The organism is Mycobacterium neumannii (assembly GCF_048452905.1).
Lineage (GTDB): Bacteria > Actinomycetota > Actinomycetes > Mycobacteriales > Mycobacteriaceae > Mycobacterium > Mycobacterium neumannii_B.
Genome location: NZ_JBCGVF010000003.1, coordinates 1,429,785 through 1,445,825 on the forward strand (window position 1 = coordinate 1,429,785; position 16,041 = coordinate 1,445,825).

Annotated in this window: 17 protein-coding genes and 1 pseudogene; 5 read left to right on the forward strand and 13 right to left on the reverse strand. The window is 66.1% G+C overall.

Going from position 1 to position 16,041, the window contains the following annotated elements; all coding sequences use genetic code 11:
- From AAHH99_RS13395 to AAHH99_RS13435, 9 genes are all read right to left on the reverse strand, one after another.
- Positions 1 to 1,476 (reverse strand): zinc ribbon domain-containing protein, encoded by a 1,476-nt coding sequence (locus AAHH99_RS13395; RefSeq protein WP_418769040.1) that lies wholly within the window; start codon positions 1,474 to 1,476, stop codon positions 1 to 3.
- Positions 1,477 to 1,517: 41 nt separating this feature from the next.
- The gene (locus AAHH99_RS13400) at positions 1,518 to 3,155 is read right to left on the reverse strand and encodes a S53 family peptidase (protein ID WP_418769041.1); all 1,638 of its coding nucleotides are present in this window, start codon (positions 3,153 to 3,155) and stop codon (positions 1,518 to 1,520) included.
- The gene (locus tag AAHH99_RS13405) at positions 3,097 to 3,396 is read right to left on the reverse strand and encodes a hypothetical protein (RefSeq protein ID WP_418769042.1); all 300 of its coding nucleotides are present in this window, start codon (positions 3,394 to 3,396) and stop codon (positions 3,097 to 3,099) included. The genes AAHH99_RS13400 and AAHH99_RS13405 overlap by 59 nt, the downstream gene beginning before the upstream one ends.
- Before the next feature lie 99 nt (positions 3,397 to 3,495).
- Complete coding sequence (gene deoC / locus AAHH99_RS13410; RefSeq protein WP_418769043.1) at positions 3,496 to 4,188, reverse strand: deoxyribose-phosphate aldolase; 693 nt, start codon at positions 4,186 to 4,188, stop codon at positions 3,496 to 3,498.
- Positions 4,188 to 4,589: a DUF2599 domain-containing protein gene (locus tag AAHH99_RS13415; RefSeq protein ID WP_418769622.1), complete on the reverse strand. Its 402-nt coding sequence runs from the start codon at positions 4,587 to 4,589 to the stop codon at positions 4,188 to 4,190. The genes deoC and AAHH99_RS13415 overlap by 1 nt, the downstream gene beginning before the upstream one ends.
- 26 nt (positions 4,590 to 4,615) lie before the next feature.
- On the reverse strand, positions 4,616 to 4,900 hold the full coding sequence (locus tag AAHH99_RS13420) for a DUF2516 family protein (protein WP_064351279.1): 285 nt from the start codon (positions 4,898 to 4,900) through the stop codon (positions 4,616 to 4,618).
- Positions 4,901 to 4,966: 66 nt separating this feature from the next.
- Positions 4,967 to 5,611 carry a heparin-binding hemagglutinin gene (locus AAHH99_RS13425; RefSeq protein WP_418769044.1) on the reverse strand — a complete coding sequence of 215 codons (645 nt, stop codon included), beginning with the start codon at positions 5,609 to 5,611 and terminating at the stop codon, positions 4,967 to 4,969.
- 56 nt (positions 5,612 to 5,667) lie between these two features.
- On the reverse strand, positions 5,668 to 6,096 hold the full coding sequence (locus AAHH99_RS13430) for a helix-turn-helix domain-containing protein (RefSeq protein ID WP_418769045.1): 429 nt from the start codon (positions 6,094 to 6,096) through the stop codon (positions 5,668 to 5,670).
- 90 nt (positions 6,097 to 6,186) lie between these two features.
- Positions 6,187 to 7,557 (reverse strand): DUF445 domain-containing protein, encoded by a 1,371-nt coding sequence (locus AAHH99_RS13435; RefSeq protein ID WP_418769046.1) that lies wholly within the window; start codon positions 7,555 to 7,557, stop codon positions 6,187 to 6,189.
- Positions 7,558 to 7,630: 73 nt separating this feature from the next.
- Between AAHH99_RS13435 and AAHH99_RS13440 the strand changes: the two genes are divergently transcribed.
- The 3 genes from AAHH99_RS13440 to AAHH99_RS13450 all read left to right on the forward strand — a co-directional run bounded on the left by AAHH99_RS13440 (position 7,631) and on the right by AAHH99_RS13450 (position 10,128).
- A complete protein-coding gene (locus AAHH99_RS13440) occupies positions 7,631 to 8,341 on the forward strand; it encodes a TetR/AcrR family transcriptional regulator (protein ID WP_418769047.1) in 711 nt (236 codons plus the stop codon).
- Entirely contained in the window at positions 8,338 to 9,192 is an 855-nt protein-coding gene (locus AAHH99_RS13445) for a polyphosphate kinase 2 family protein (protein WP_418769048.1), read from the forward strand. Before AAHH99_RS13440 ends, AAHH99_RS13445 begins: the two co-directional genes overlap by 4 nt.
- A 96-nt stretch (positions 9,193 to 9,288) precedes the next feature.
- On the forward strand, positions 9,289 to 10,128 hold the full coding sequence (locus AAHH99_RS13450; RefSeq protein ID WP_418769049.1) for an endonuclease domain-containing protein: 840 nt from the start codon (positions 9,289 to 9,291) through the stop codon (positions 10,126 to 10,128).
- Positions 10,129 to 10,145: 17 nt separating this feature from the next.
- Here AAHH99_RS13450 and AAHH99_RS13455 read toward each other — a convergent pair.
- The 3 genes and pseudogenes from AAHH99_RS13455 to AAHH99_RS13465 all read right to left on the reverse strand — a co-directional run.
- Positions 10,146 to 11,021, reverse strand: a pseudogene (locus AAHH99_RS13455) (3-hydroxybutyryl-CoA dehydrogenase); the annotation flags it as partial.
- A gap of 189 nt (positions 11,022 to 11,210) precedes the next feature.
- Positions 11,211 to 12,497, reverse strand: coding sequence for an isocitrate lyase (gene aceA / locus AAHH99_RS13460; protein WP_064399719.1), 1,287 nt, complete (start codon positions 12,495 to 12,497; stop codon positions 11,211 to 11,213).
- 267 nt (positions 12,498 to 12,764) lie between these two features.
- A complete protein-coding gene (locus AAHH99_RS13465) occupies positions 12,765 to 13,541 on the reverse strand; it encodes an acyl-ACP thioesterase domain-containing protein (protein WP_418769623.1) in 777 nt (258 codons plus the stop codon).
- Positions 13,542 to 13,672: 131 nt separating this feature from the next.
- Between AAHH99_RS13465 and ramB the strand changes: the two genes are divergently transcribed.
- Both ramB and AAHH99_RS13475 read left to right on the forward strand, forming a co-directional pair.
- Positions 13,673 to 15,100, forward strand: a complete 1,428-nt coding sequence (ramB, locus tag AAHH99_RS13470; RefSeq protein WP_418769050.1) for an acetate metabolism transcriptional regulator RamB — start codon at positions 13,673 to 13,675, stop codon at positions 15,098 to 15,100.
- Between the two features lie 28 nt (positions 15,101 to 15,128).
- Positions 15,129 to 15,680 (forward strand): carboxymuconolactone decarboxylase family protein, encoded by a 552-nt coding sequence (locus AAHH99_RS13475; protein WP_064399721.1) that lies wholly within the window; start codon positions 15,129 to 15,131, stop codon positions 15,678 to 15,680.
- A gap of 65 nt (positions 15,681 to 15,745) precedes the next feature.
- Here AAHH99_RS13475 and AAHH99_RS13480 read toward each other — a convergent pair whose 3' ends face one another.
- Positions 15,746 to 16,036: a hypothetical protein gene (locus AAHH99_RS13480; RefSeq protein ID WP_418769051.1), complete on the reverse strand. Its 291-nt coding sequence runs from the start codon at positions 16,034 to 16,036 to the stop codon at positions 15,746 to 15,748.
- Between the last annotated feature and the right edge of the window lie 5 nt (positions 16,037 to 16,041).

The following is a 16,041-nucleotide window of genomic DNA, read 5'->3' on the forward strand; positions in this document are numbered from 1 at the left end:
TCAGTCGGTGACACCGGTCCAGCGGAAGCTGTTGACGTACTTGCCCATATCGATCGCCAGCTGCAGGTTTGCACCCGATGGATGCCCTGTGCCGAAGTCGGGGGTGAATTCGCGGTACGGGCCGATGGCCGAGGCCACCAGCGCGACATCGTTTTTGACCGCGACCATTACGAGCAGCCGGAGCCGGGTGAAGCTGCCGCTGGCGTCCTGCGGATAGTCGTCGGCGACGACGCCGTAGCCGGGCTCATAGCCGACCATCGCGTTGGGGATTTCGTATTCCGTTGTGGCGTCGGGGTAGTACTCGTCGATCAGGTCCTCGGCGACCTGCTCGGCGGTCCGGTTTTCGGCGGGCAGACCGAACAGTTCGAGCATGCCGGTGTCCCCGCCGGTGAAGTCGAGCTCGACCCCATCCGGAAGGAGGGTGGCCTCGTACGCGCTGCCGGGCCCCGGGTATTGGACGGAGAACGATCCGTCGGCGGCATAGAAACGCGGGTTGGATTCGATGGGCTCGCCGATCGGTGGGCGTCCACAATCGGGCGGGCACAAGATCTTTGGGACGTCGGGGGTGGCGAGCACGGCCGCCACCACACCGGCCGTCACCACGATGGCGGCGCCCGCACCCAGCGTCGCAAGCACCCGCGCGCGGCCCATGCCTTCCTCGAGGCTCCGTACCGGTAGCTCCGGACCCAGGGCCCGCTGTCCATTGCGCAGCGCAGCCAGTGCGACCGCAGCGATCACGACATGCACGATCAGGTGCACAATGTGCGGTACCGGGGCGTACTCGGTGACGCCCATGACCATGTAGAGCACCAGCGTCACAACCACACTCGCGACGACGATCATCTTCCGCCGGCCCGCCCACAGCGCGATGCCGACGAGCCCGCCGAGCGTCAGCGCGGTCAGCGGCAGGGAAAACCCCTGGATACCGGCCTGCACCAGAAGCGCGCTGACCCACAGGTCCTCGGCCCTTACGCCGGTCGCGAACTGCGGGGCCAGTCTGACCAAAGTCGCCGCCGACGTGAACACCACGGCGCTCAACGCGCCGACTGCGTAGCCGTCGAGCGGCAGTCGACCCATCCCGCGCCGCAACCGCAGCACTGCCGGCGGGATCAGCATCGCGAGCGCACCGCCGACCGGTATCGCGGTGCCTATGAACAGCTTTTCGCGATCGAGCTCGCCGCCGCTGAGTGCGACGTCGTGAGACTCGGCCACGATGTTGCCGGTTGCCAACGCCCACGCGACGCCGAGCCCCGCAGCCAGCGCAGCGGTCAGCACCAACCGCCGGGATTCGTCGTGACCTGCCTGACGCAGATAGACGATGAACACCAGCGCCACACCGGCCGCTCCGAGCGCGATCAGCGGCGCCTGCCAACGCAGCACCGTGAACCCGACCAGCATCGCCGCAAGCGCTGCCAGCGCCAGCCCGAACGTCGTCCTCGACGAAGCCGACACATGTGGAAACAGGGTGCTCGTCAAGGGATCTCGCCAACGATGTCGGCGGCGGGGTGACGCTTCGGTCAACGCGAGGTCTTCTGCAGGTCGAGAATGTTGTGGGCGAGGTTCTCGGTGTTCGGGGTGCCGAGGCCCGTCACCAGGTCGTACCCTGGGGACGCCAGATCGACGGCGTTGCCGCCCTTGGTCACATCCCGGAAGCCGGGCAGACGCGAGCCGGAGGCCACCTGGTACAGCACCGGATTGAGGTTTCCGACCTGTCGCCCACCGTTGGCCAGCAGGTACTGGTTCATCAGCACGGTGAGCGCCGCCCAGATCGGCGCCGATTGCGACGTACCGCCGCCGACCACCTCGCGCTGGCCGAAGATGAACCGCACACCGGTGAACGGATCGGCGACCGCGGAGACGTCGGGGAGCAGCCGGCGGCGCTCGGTGTCACGCTCGACATCCAATTTGTCCTGCCACGCCGGGCGGGCGAACAGCTTCGCCACCCCGCCGCTACTGCCCTGCGACAGTGGGGAATCCACCCACGTGTGTTCGGCCAGCCACTGCCCGCGCGTACCAGTTGACAGCGTGGTCCCTCCGACCGACGTCATCGTGGGAAGTGACGCGACCGCGTCGACGCCGACGTCATCGGGTCCCGGCGGAGCCGACCATCGGTCTCCGCCTTTGCACTCCAGGCCCGCGGTGTCCCCGCTGGCGTCGAACGCCGTGGTGCCGTGCCGCTGTGCGGCCGTCAACGCCGCCTCGACCGGAGCCAGATCGGCCGCGGTGACGAACGCCTCGCATCCCCATCCGATCGACAGGCTCCACACCGCTCCGGGATAGTCGCGGTCGACCTGTTCGAACAGCCTCCCGAGCTTTTCGTACGTGCCGTCGCCCTCCACCGTCGGCCTGGCGTTGACCACGACAAGCCGTGCATCGGGCGCAATCGCATGCGCCACTTGCAGATCCATCGCCGTCTCGCCGTGCACCTCGGACGGTTCGCCGCCGACGATCTCGGGTGCGAACCTGGGTAGCCCGGACGTGTCGGCGAACAGATCGAGGTCCTCCTGCTCGACGCTGTCGAACGCGAAGATGACGATCGTCGCGCCCTCACCGGTGAAGCCGGCGTCCGCCAACGACGTCGCGTTGTACGCCGACAACAATCCGTCAGGCGTCAGCCCGCCCTTGGGCACGTCGAGGGGAACAAAGTCGGGTCGCTTCATGCGGTACGGGGTGTAGCTCATCACCCGCCCCACCGCGGTGACGTCGTCGCGCACCTCCGACGGTATACCGGGCTGTTCGGGCGAGGCGTAGAACTCCTCACCTTTGGCAGACCGGTAGTCGCGCACCGGAATTCCGAATGCGCGCGCGAGATCTCCGGCAGCGCCCTCGACGATCGCCCAACCGTCGCCGGGCCGCCAGCGCACCCAGAGGTCGCGTTCGCCCGCCCAGCCCATCAAAGCGGCCGGACGTTCCGGTCCGCCGAGCGTGACCGTGACTTGCGCGTCTGCGGAACGTGACGGACCCAGGTCGGTCGAGCTCGCCAGCAGCGCCGCATAGGGGCCGCTGATCACCGCCGGGGTGCGTGATGCACACGCACCCGACGCTGCGATCAGCAGCGCGGCGGTGAGCAGGGCCAAGGGCCGGTGGGCCCCGCGCCTACTGGCCGTGAGGACCGCGGTGTCGACCGGGCGTCGGACCGGGAGCCGGCGGCGCATGAACGGTGGGCGAGAACGGGTTCGGCTGATTGGGATCGATGCGCGGCGCCTTTTCCGTCGGCGTGGCGGGCGGAGGCGGCGCCGTAGTGGTGGTGGTTGTGGTCGTCGTCGTGGTGGTCGACGTCTCCGGTGCCTCTTCCTCTTGCGAGGCGCAGCCGGCCGTGAACGCGCCCGTCGCCAGCACCGCGGTCACCCCCGCTCCGGCCACCGCTCGGCGAAGCAAACCGCTTTGAGTCATCATGATCAGGTCCTATCCACGGTTTCCCGTGCGCAGATTGCGGTGGTTCCAGCCGTCGGGGGCGGACGTCACTATACGGCAAATATCGGTGGCCAATGTAAATTACTGGCGGCGGTCGGGTTTCGGGAAGCCCTCGAGTACCGCCCTGGTCCCCGACAACCCCAATCGGGTGGCGCCGGCGTTCAACATCGCGATCGCGTCATCGGCGGTCCGGATACCGCCACTGGCTTTGACCTGCGGACCGACCGTCGCCATCAGTTCCACGGCACGTACCGACGCCCCGCCTGCCGGATGGAATCCTGTGGAGGTCTTGACGAAATCGGCACCCGCGTCCGCCGCGGCGCGGCAGGCGGCCAGCAGTGTCTGCTCGTCCCCGAGCAGGAGCAGCGCGGCGGACTCGACGATCACTTTCAGCGTGGCGCGGGCACCGATCTCGCTACGCACGGCTTCGACGTCCGCGCGCACGGCCGCGAAGTCGCCGTGCAGCGCGGCTCCCACGTCGATCACTATGTCGATCTCGCCCGCGCCGTCTTCCAACGCGAGCCGCGCCTCACTGGCTTTGATCGCCGAAAGATGTTTGCCTGAAGGGAATCCGACGACCGCACACACCAGTTGCGACGGCGAACCGGACCGTCTGGCGACCGAAACCATCGACGGCGACACGCAGACGGCGTACGTGCCGAGGGCCGCAGCCTCCTCGGCGGCCGCGGCGACGTCGTCCCCGGTCGCTTCCGGCTTGAGCAGTGTGTGATCGACCAGTCCGGCGACCTCGTCGCGTCCGTAGGTGCGTGCCATCAGAACGGCTCTTCGGTACCGCCGGGGTTGCAGCCGGTCTCCACCATCTGCTCGTAGGGGACCTCGGGGCGCCACGGCTCGAGATTCCAACTGCTCTTGCCGGGTTGGTAGTACTCGGCGAATTCCCAGTGACAGACGAATTGCGGCCTCATGCCCGGGATGTCCGCATCGGGTGCGAGGGCCAGCACCTCGGCCCAGGCCATCTCGCCCTGAGCTGGAGTAGCCGGGCCGGACGCCTGCCTGCCTGCCGCGGTCGGGTACACGCGCAGACTCGACAAATCGCCCCACTTGGCCCATTCGACGTGATCGACGAACGGCCGGGCCGGCACCGTCGGGTTGGCAGGCGGATTCGCCGATGCCATGGGAGCCACCAGCGCAGGCACGGTGAGGCCGGCCGCCATGACGACGACCGCGATGGCTCTGCGCACTACCGGGACTTCCCCTGGACCTCGAGCAGCTTGGGTCGGACGTCGACCAGGTAGACACCGGCCGCGACGGCTGCGATTGCGGGGCCCAGCACGGAGCCCAAAACCAGGGCAAGCAACCCTGCGACCCCGAGGATGACCAACCAGACCGGCTTGGTCAGTTTGTCGGCGGCCGGGTAGGCGTCCGGCCGTTGCATCGCCGCGTGGACGAACGCGTACACCGTCGTCGCGAGCACGGCGATCTGCAAAAAGAAGAGGACGTAACCCACCAAGCCTTGGAGCTGCACGCATCAAGACTAAGCGGGTGACGTCCCCTCGGTCGACTTTGGGCCTTGCGACCCGCTGTCGAGTCCTTACTTCTGGGTGACCTTCTTGGCCGTCGCCTTCTTGGCCGGGGCCTTCTTGGCCGTCGTCTTCTTCGCCGGGGTCTTGGCCGGGGTCTTCGCCGGGGCCTTCTTCGCGGTGTTCTTCACCGGCGCAGCGCCCTGGTCGGCCTTCTTCGGCAACTCGACGCCGACCAGCTTGGCGGCGCGCTCACCGACGGCGCGGGTCTGCGCGGCCACGTTGCCCAGCGCCTCCTGGGTCAGCTCGACGGCCTGGTCGGTGTACCCCTCGACACGGCCGGCGGCCTCGCTGAAGCCGGGCTGGCTGCGCAGGCGCTCGAGTGCGGCCTCCCCGCGCTCGACGAGCTTGTTGTAGGTGGTCTGCGCGGCCTCGGCGTAGGTCTCGGCGAACTTGCGCAGCTCATCGGAGCTCAGACGGTCGCGCAGTTCACCGAACTGCGTCGGCAGATCGTCCTGCAGTCGGTCGATCCGCGCACGGGTCTCCTCGACGCGGCTACGCGAGTCGGTGCGGGCGTCGTCGGCGCGCTCACGAAGGGCGGCGACGATTTCGTTGACCCGCTCGAGAGCGAGGTCGGCGGCACCGACGGCGGCGAGCAACGGCGCCTTGAGGTCGTCGGGGGTGGGCTGGTTCTTGGCGGGAGTGTTCTTGGCCATCATGTTCCTTTCTGAGGATGTCGTTTGGTTGCGTTCGTGTTCAGCAGGTGGAGTCTCTATTCAGTCGACGACTCCTGTTCTGTGTCGCTTCCTGTCTCGTCAACCTCGGCCTCGTTCTGTTGACAGAACGACGTGTAGATGTCGAGCAGCACATGCTTCTGCCGCTCGGTGATCGCCGTGTCGTTGACGATGGCGTCGCGCACCTCGCTCTTCTCGCTGGGCTCGAGAATCCCGGCCCGTACGTAGAGCACCTCAGCCGACAACCGCAACGCCTTGGCGATCTGGTTGAGCACATCGGCAGAGGGTTTACGCAATCCCCGCTCGATCTGGCTGAGGTAGGGATTGCTGACGCCGGCCTTCTCGGCCAACTGTCGTACGGATACCTGAGCGGCTTCGCGTTGCGTCCGGATGAACGTGCCGATGTCCTGGGCGGCGGTCTGCGCAGCGTTGGACACGACGACGGCAAGATTGTCATCCTGCGACATACGAAGCCCTCCGTGCATCGGGTATCCAATAAGCGACAACCCCTACCGTACGACGGAGTGCTAACTTTTGCAAGCACTCGTTAGCGCAGGTCAGAATATAAGTTGGGCTACGGAATAGATCACCAGGCCCGCCAGCGCGCCCACCACGGTGCCGTTGATCCGAATGAATTGCAGGTCGCGTCCGACGTGGAGTTCGATACGGCGACTGGCCTCGTCGGCGTCCCACCGCTCGATGGTTTCGGTGATGATCGCGGTGATCTCCACGCCGTACTGGGCGACCAGGTGCTGGGCCGCCCGGATGATCCAGTTGTCCACCTTGTCGCGCAGGTCGGCGTCGTCGCGCAGCGACTCCCCGATCAGCATCACCGAGTCCGCGACCCGCGTGCGCAGCGTCGATGAGGGGTCGTCGACCGACTCGAACAAGATGCGCTTGGCCGCCGTCCACGCCGTCTCGGCCGCGCGCGTGACCTCGTCACGGGCCATGACCTGTTCCTTGACGTTCTCCGCGCGCTCGATGGTGGCCCGATCGTGCTGGAGGTCGTCGGCGAACTCGAACAGGAACCGGGTCGCCGACCGCCGCAGCTCGTGGTCCGGGTTGCGGCGCACCTTGTCGGTGAAGTCCATCAACTCGCGGTGGATGCGGTCGCCGACGAGGTGGTCCACCCAGCGTGGGGACCAGGTGGGCGAATCGCGTTCGATCACCCGGTCGATGACGGGCCCGGCGTTGAGCGACCACTGGAAGGCGCGGTCGGCGAGCAGTTGCAGCAGGGCCTCCTGGCGGTGTTCGGCCAGCAGCGTGGCCAACACGCGACCGATGGGCGGACCCCACTGCGGTTCGGCGATGCGCTTGACGATCATCCGGTCGAGCACCTGCTGCACATCCTCGTCGCGCAGCATCTCCACCAGAACCCGCAGCACGGTGGCGGTTTCGGCGGCAACGCGTTCAGCGTGCGAGCGTTCGGAGAGCCACTTGCCCAGCCGACCTGCCACTTCGGCGTTGCGCAGCTTCGCCGACACGACTTCGGGAGACAGGAAGTTCTCGCGAACGAAAGCGCCGAGACCCTCGCCGAGCTGGTCCTTCTTGCGTTTGATGATCGCGGTGTGCGGGATCGGGATGCCGAGCGGGTGCTTGAACAGGGCGGTGACCGCGAACCAGTCCGCGAGGGCGCCGACCATGCCGGCCTCGGCGGCGGCGCGCACATAGCCGACCCAGCCCGGGGCAGCACCGGCGGACTGGGCCCAGGTGCAGATGAGGAAGATGACCGAGGCGCCGACGAGAAAGCTCAGCGCGACGACCTTCATGCGCCGCAGCGAACGGCGGCGCTCCGCATCGGCTACTGAGTCGGCCCCGGCCAGGGACTCGGCGAAGCTTCTCCGCGGGGCGGGCGGAGCCGCCGGGGCGTGCCGTCCGGCGCTCGGTCTATGTGCCACTTCTCCATCATCCGCTACGACGCGCGGCACCTCGGACCGACAACACGCGGTGTCAAGATCGGCCGTACTATCGAGGGGAACTACGGAACGGATCACGGGGATAGTGGCACAACAGTCCGAAGCGATCGCGGTCAAGACAGACGGCCGCAAGCGGCGTTGGCACAAGCACAAGGTAGAGCGCCGTAACGAGCTGGTGGATGGCACCCTGGAGGCGATCCGCCGACTCGGTAGTGGCGTCAGCATGGACGAGATCGCGGCCGAGATCGGCGTCTCGAAGACGGTGCTGTACCGCTACTTCGTCGACAAGAACGACCTCACGACCGCGGTGATGATGCGGTTCGCGCAGACCACGCTGATCCCGAACATGGCCGCGGCGCTGTCGTCGAACCTGGACGGCTTCGAACTGACTCGCGAGGTGATCCGGGTCTACGTCGAAACGGTGGCCGCCGAACCCGAGCCCTATCAGTTCGTGATGGCGAACAACTCGGCGAGCAAGAGCCGCGCGGTCGCCACGTCCGAGCAGATCATCGCCCGCATGCTGGCGGTGATGCTGCGGCGCCGGATGCAGGAGGCCGGTATGGACACCGGCGGCGTCGAGCCGTGGGCGTACCACACGGTCGGCGGTGTTCAGTTGGCCACGCACTCGTGGATGTCGAACCGTCGCATGAGCTCCGACGAGCTGATCGACTACCTGACGATGTTGTCGTGGAATGCGTTGTGCGGCATCGTCGAAGTGGGCGGGTCGCTCGAGGCGTTCCGCAGCCAACCACACCCGTCGCCGGTGCTTCCGCCCCCGACCCAAGTCGAGCAGTGAGCTCGGATTCGGCAATCTCGCCCATCGCCGACGCGGTGCGGTTTCGGGCCGGCGACAAGGTGGCCGATCTAAACCCTTCGGCGACACCGGGTTTCGACGGCGCCAAAGCCGACGCGGCACCGGTGCAAGCGGCTCGCAGCAACCGCCTCGCCGAGCTTCAGGAGATGCTCTACGCCAGTTCCAAGGGCCGTGACGACGCCCGCTCGGTCCTACTCGTGCTGCAGGGCATGGACGCCGCGGGCAAGGGTGGGATCGTCAAACATGTTGTCGGAGCTGTCAACCCGATGGGCGTGCGCTACACCGCATTCGGAAAGCCGACACCGGAGGAGCTGGCGCACGACTTCCTGTGGCGTATCCGCCGCGCGTTGCCGCCGCCGGGACACATCGGCGTCTTCGACCGGTCGCATTATGAGGACGTGCTCATCGTTCGGGTGCACGACCTGGTGCCGCCGGAGGTGTGGGGTGCGCGCTACGACGAGATCAACGCATTCGAGCGCGATCTCGTCGACGGTGGAACCACTCTGGTGAAGGTGGCGATGTTCATCTCGTTGGAGGAGCAGAAAAAGCAGCTCCTCGAACGGCTCGACGACCCGACGAAATACTGGAAGTACAACCCCGGCGACATCGACGAGCGCCTCAAGTGGCCCCAGTATCAGGAGGCCTACCAGGCGGTCCTGGACCGCACGTCAACGGACTACGCGCCGTGGCACGTCGTACCGGCCAACCGCCGGTGGTACAGCCGACTCACGGTCACCGAACTGCTGATCGAAGCGCTCGAGGGCCTCGACTTGTCATACCCGCCTGCGGATTTCGACGTCGACGCGGAACGCAAGCGCCTGCTCGAGTCGTAGGCGCCGAGACTGCGGTTTCTGACGAATTTCGGCCGATTCCTCTCATAAACCGCAGTCTCGTGGAACCGGTATAGCGTTTCTGCCATCTAACTGGATATGGACCGTCTCATCGTGGGCAGCGACGCACTCGCAGCCGGCATCGTGACACGTCACGACCTACGCACCAACTACTTCATGGTGCACCACAACATATACGCGCCGACAGGAATGGAACTCGACGCGCGTGTTCGAGCACATGCCGCATGGCTTTGGTCTCGCGGACAAGCGACTCTATTCGGCCATTCGGCCGCGGCAATGTTCGGAACTCGCTGGCTACCGCCCGACGGACCGGCGGAACTGGCACGAATACGGCATCGATCTCCGCGCGGAATCGTCATCTACAGTGGGACGCTCGCCGAGGACGAGGTCTGCCTGCGAGGAAGTTTCGACTGTACGACACCCGCTCGCACGGCTTATGACCTAGGTCGGCGCGTGCCGGGGGATCTGGGGATCATGCGAATCGACGCCCTGCTCAACGCGACCGGGTGCACCGTCGCTGAAGTGCAGGGCATCGCGAACCGCTATCCCGGCGCACGGGGCATCCGTGAACTGCGCGCGACGTTGGATCTCGTCGATGGCGGCGCGGAATCGCCGAAAGAGACCGAGCTTCGCCTGCTGCTCGTCCGTGACGGGTTGCCTCGCCCTGCCACGCAGATTCGCGTTGGCAATCGCCGAATCGATATGGGCTGGTGCGAGTGGAAAGTGGGCGTCGAGTACGACGGAGTGCAGCATTGGACGAGTCCGGACATTCACGCCGGAGACATCGAACGGCTGGAGTTCTTGGCCGCGCAAGGCTGGCTGATCGTGCGGGTCAGCGCGCGTCACCTACGGTATCAACGAGCAGAGATAGTGCGCCGGGTATACGAGGCGCTCAGGAGCCGCGGCTGCCCCGTTTGATGGGCGTGCGCTCGGCACTAGTAGCTGTAGAAGCCCTGGCCTGACTTCTTGCCGAGCTGCCCCGCCTCGACCATCCGCAGCAGCAGCGGTGGCGGCGCGTAGTGCGGGTCCTTGAGTTCGTCGAACATCGAGTCCGCGATCAGCTTCATCGTGTCCAGACCGATCAGGTCCGAAAGCCGCAGCGGGCCCATCGGATGCGAGAGCCCGGCCACGATTGCCTTGTCGACGTCCTCGACGGTGGCGACGCCGGCCTCCACCATCCGGATGGCCGAGAGCAGATAGGGCACCAGCAGCGCATTGACGACGAACCCGGAGCGGTCGCTGCACCGCACCACCTGCTTACCGAGCACCTCGCCGGCGAACTGTTCGGTCCGCGCGAGTGCACCCTCCGACGTCACCAGCGTGTTGACGAGTTCCACCAGCGGCAGCACCGGCACCGGGTTGAAGAAGTGCAACCCGAGTACTCGGCTCGGATTCTTCGTCGCCGCAGCGATTTTCATGATCGGGATGCTGGAGGTGTTCGACGCCAGCACCGCATCGGGATCGGTGACGACGGCGTCGAGCTCGGCGAAGATTTTGGCCTTGACGGCCTCATCCTCGATGATCGCCTCGATCACGAGTTGACGGTCGGCCAGGTCGGGCAGGTCGGTGGTGTACGTCAATCGCGCCAGGGTGGCGTCGCGGTCGGCCTCGGACAGCTTGCCTTTGCTCGCGGCCCGCTCCAACGATCCGGTGATCCGCTTGCGCCCCGCCTCGACGAGTTCCTCGGAGGGCTCGTAGACGACGACGTTGGCGCCGGCTTTCGCGGCCACCTCCGCAATGCCGCTGCCCATTTGTCCGGCACCGACCACACCGACTCGTTCAATGCTCACTTGCGTCCTCTCCATAACATCAGGCCCCGCCCAATATAAGGACGGGGCCTGATGACAAGCCGTTGGGCCTCGTGAGCCTACTAAGCCTGGTCTGGTGGCTAGTGGCTACAGCTTCGGTTCCACTTCCTCCTCGCGGCCTGGGGGCCGCGCATCGTCAGTGGCTACAGCGTCGGTTCCACTTCCTCCTCGCGGCCTGGGGGCCGCGCATCGTCAGTGGAACTGACCCTCTTCGGTCGAACCCTTCAGCGCGGTGGTCGAGCTGTTCGGGTCCACCGTCGTGGCGATCCGGTCGAAGTAGCCGGCGCCGACCTCGCGCTGATGCTTGGTCGCGGTGTAACCCCGCTCCTCGGCGGCGAATTCGCGCTCCTGCAGCTCGACGTATGCCGACATCTGGTTGCGGGCGTAGCCGTAAGCCAGGTCGAACATCGAGTAGTTCAGGGCGTGGAAGCCGGCCAGCGTGATGAACTGGAACTTGAAACCCATCGCGCCCAGCTCCTTCTGGAACTTCGCGATCGTCGCGTCGTCGAGGTGCTTCTTCCAGTTGAACGACGGCGAGCAGTTGTAGGCCAGCATCTGGTCCGGGAACTCGGCCTGCACGCCCTCGGCGAACTTCTTGGCCAGCTCGAGGTCGGGGGTGCCGGTCTCCATCCAGATCAGATCGGCGTACGGCGCGTAGGCCTTGGCACGCGCGATGCACGGCTCGATGCCGTTCTTGACGGTGTAAAAGCCTTCCTTGGTCCGCTCACCGGTGATGAACGGCTGATCGCGCTCGTCGACGTCGGAGGTGATCAAGGTGGCCGCCTCGGCGTCGGTGCGGGCGATGACCACGGTCGGGACGTCGGCGACATCGGCGGCCAGGCGCGCCGAGGTCAGGGTGCGGATGTGCTGCTGGGTCGGGATCAGCACCTTTCCACCGAGGTGGCCGCACTTCTTCTCCGACGCCAGCTGATCCTCCCAGTGCGAACCCGCGACACCGGCGGCGATCATCGCCTTCTGGAGCTCGTAGACGTTCAGTGCACCGCCGAAGCCCGCTTCGCCGTCGGCCACGATCGGCACCAGCCAGTTCTCGACCGAGGTGTCGCCCTCGACCTTGGCGATCTCGTCGGCACGGAGCAGCGCGTTGTTGATCCGGCGAACGACCTGCGGCACCGAGTTGGCCGGGTACAGGCTCTGGTCGGGGTAGGTGTGGCCGGACAGGTTCGCGTCGCCGGCGACCTGCCACCCGGACAGGTAGATGGCCTTCAACCCGGCGCGCACCTGCTGGACGGCCATGTTGCCGGTCAGCGCGCCGAGCGCGTTGACGAACTCCATGTCATGCAGCTGGTTCCACAGAATCTCCGCCCCACGCTTGGCCAGCGTGGACTCCTCGACGACGGTGCCCTGCAGCGCGACGACGTCTTCGGCGGAGTAGTCGCGGGTGACGTTCTTCCAGCGGGGATTGGTGTCCCAGTCGCGCTGAATTTCTTCGGCGCTCTTCGGCTTGCCAACGGTTGACATGGCGCTCCTTCGATCTGTTCACTATCGCTGCGGCGCCGCCGGAGTACCCGGCTTGTTAACGCCAAAACTGATTAGCGGTTTCGCTACTACGAGGATGCCTCAGCCCATTAGCGCAGGTCCAGCCATTTCGAGTGCCAACTTTCGCCAACCACTCCCTCAGACTTGCGAATCTTGCGAAGAACCAGGTGCGCTTGACCGGTTCAGAAGTTACCGATGAGTAGGCGATTTCCGCAGGTCAGTACACCCGTACTGTTAAACCGATCTTGATCAGAGGTTGAAGATCGCTGCGACGGCCTTGGCCTCGTCGCCGACCGCATATGTGAGCGTTGTAACAGTGCGGTCCGTCAGCTCCGGACCGAATTTGTCCGTCGAACCCGGCGGATAGGTGTGGCTGAGAATCTCCATCTTGTCGCCAAGGGCGACCGCGGCGTCGTGTTCGATCGTCACCCGCAGCGGGTACCGCGCCAAATCCGGATGGTGGTGCAGGTAGTCCTCGATCACCGACCAGTACACCGCGTTGTTCATGTGGTCGAAGATGTCGATGTCACTGACCCGCGTCGGGAACTCGCGGATGTCGTCGGCGTCCTCGCGACTGCCCGCCGACAGGTACTCCTTCCACCGCAGCCGGTTGACGTCGGTCGTGCGCCGCAACCCCTCGAGGAAGTCGTCGGATATGCGCGCCGGTCCCTGCGTCTCGCGATTGATGTTGATCCAGAACGCCTCGGATTCGATGAGGCCGCCCTTTCGGCCGTCGATGCGCACCCGCATCTCGCACCATCGGTTCGACGTGCCCGAACACCAACGACGCAGCCGCAAAATGTCCTGGAACTCGATCGGGCGGATCATGTCGATCATCGTGCGGCGCACGATCCACAGCGGATGGGTCTCCTGGAACCCCAGTTCGCGCAACTGGTCGGAGCCGATGTCCTGAATGTGGCGCGTCGCGGCGTCGAATTTGAGCCGGCCTTCGCGGTCCACGTCGGCCACCCGGAGCGGCCACTCGATGTCGAAGACGTCGGGGTGCGGGTCAGGGACCGGCATCATGGTCTTGGCCAGGCCCTGCGCCGGGCTCGTTCCCGATCCCTGCTTCTCGCTCACGACCGCCGATCCTGCCACAGCGGTGGATCTGCCAACAATGCGAAGACTACCTTCGCACGGTTGCTACGCTGGCTGACGTGGCGAAAACGTTTGTCGGCTCACGGGTTCGGCAACTTCGCAGCGAGCGTGGATTCAGCCAGGCGGCGCTCGCCCAGATGCTCGACATCTCGCCGAGCTACCTCAACCAGATCGAGCACGACGTGCGACCGCTGACCGTGGCCGTCCTGCTGCGCATCACCGAGGTGTTCGGCGTCGACGCCACCTTCTTCGCCTCCGAGGACGACACCCGTCTGGTCGCGGAGCTACGCGAGGTCACCCTCGACCGCGACCTCGATATCGACGTCGACCTGGCCGAGATCGCGGACATGGTGGCCGCACACCCCAACCTCGCCCGCGCGATGGTCAACCTGCACCGCCGCTACCAGCTGACCACCACCCGGCTGGCGGCGGCCACCGAGGACAGGTTCGCAGCAGGCGGCGGCTTCAGTTCGGGCTCGGGTGCGATCACCATGCCCCACGAGGAGGTGCGCGACTACTTCTACCAACGACAGAACTATCTGCACGAACTCGACACCGCGGCCGAAGACCTCACCATCCGAATGCCGATGCACCGCTCGGAGCTCGCGCGCCAACTGTCGGACCGACTGACGATGGTGCACGGCGTGCGCATCGTCCACCGCATGGACCTCGGCGAATCGGTGCTGCACCGCTACAGCCCCGAGACGAAGACGCTCGAGCTCAACAACCACCTCTCGTCCGGACAGACCGTGTTCAAGATGGCCGTCGAACTGGCGTATCTGGAATTCGGCGAGCTCATCGATAAGCTCGTCGACGAGGGCAAGTTCACCAGCGACGAGTCGACTCGGCTGGCGCGACTGGGCCTGGCCAACTACTTCGCCGCGGCAATGGTGTTGCCGTACGCGCAGTTTCACGATGTCGCGGAGAACTTCCGCTACGACGTCGAGCGGCTTTCGGCGTTCTACTCGGTCAGCTACGAGACGATCGCCCACCGGCTGTCGACCCTGCAGCGGCCGTCGATGCGCGGCGTGCCGCTGTCCTTCGTCCGCGTCGACCGCGCGGGCAATATGTCAAAGCGCCAGTCCGCCACCGGTTTCCACTTCTCCTCCAGCGGCGGTACCTGCCCGCTGTGGAACGTCTACGAGACATTCGCCAACCCCGGCAAGATCGGAGTGCAGGTCGCGCAGATGCCCGACGGTCGCAACTACCTGTGGGTGGCTCGCACCGTCGAACGGCGTGCGCAGCGCTACGGCCAGCCGGGTAAGACGTTCGCCATCGGCCTGGGCTGCGAGCTGCGCCACGCCCATCGACTGGTGTATTCGGAGGGGCTCGACCTGTCCGGGGAGGTGTCGACGCCGATCGGCGCCGGTTGCCGGGTCTGCGAACGCGACAACTGCCCGCAGCGTGCCTTCCCCGCCCTCGGCCGTGCGCTCGACATCGACGAGCACCGCAGCACGGTCTCGCCCTATCTGGTACGTCGACCTTGATTCCGCGACCACACGTAGACTGGCTGTGATGAGCGCACCCGAGTCGGCACGTATCGCGCCCGGTGGATTCAAGGAACTCGGCCCGCTGAACTGGGCCATCGCCAAGCTCGGCGCCCGCGCGATCAGGGCACCCCGCTTCAGTCTTTTCAATGTGCTTGGCCAACACCGGCTTCTGTTCCTGGCGTGGCTGCCGTACAGCGGTGTGCTGCTCGGCATGCTGAGCAAGCTGTCGGTGCAGGACGCCGAAACCGTCATCCTGCGCGTCGGGCATCTCCGGGACTGCGAATACGAACTGCAGCAGCACCGCCGCTTGGCCCGTACCCGGGGGCTCGGCCCGGACGTGCAGAAGAAGATCTTCGAGGGTCCCGACGCCGAAGGGTTGACCGACCGCCAGCGCGCGTTGATCACCGCGACCGACGAGTTCGTCGTGACCCGCGGCGTCTCACCCGAGACCTGGGCCGTGTTGGCCAGGCACCTGACCAAACCGCAGCTGATCGAGTTCTGCATGCTGGCCGCCCAGTACGACGGGCTGGCAGCCACGATCACCACTTTGAAAGTGCCGCTGGACTTCCCGGACTAGCGCTCGAGTGTGAATCGGACGACGCTCATCGGCCCGTCAGCGTCGGCAGCTTCACAAACCGTGCGTTAGAGGTACGTGATACCGAGCACGATCAGCGACAGCAGCACCGGCGAGACCGGCAGCGCGCACAGGAACGCCGCCCGCACCTCGCTTCTGCGCTGATACGCCCGCCAGCCCAGCCAGCCGACCGCGCCGCCCACGACAAACGACACCGCGGCCACCACCAGCACCCAGGTGCTGACGTCGGAGGTCGAGGTGGCGAAGGAGATCCCGGCCAGCCAGAGGATATGGCCGATCACCAAGCCGCCGATGCCGGCGACCCACAGTGCCCTCGCCGTGCTGGTTGTCTGAACCACGCTGC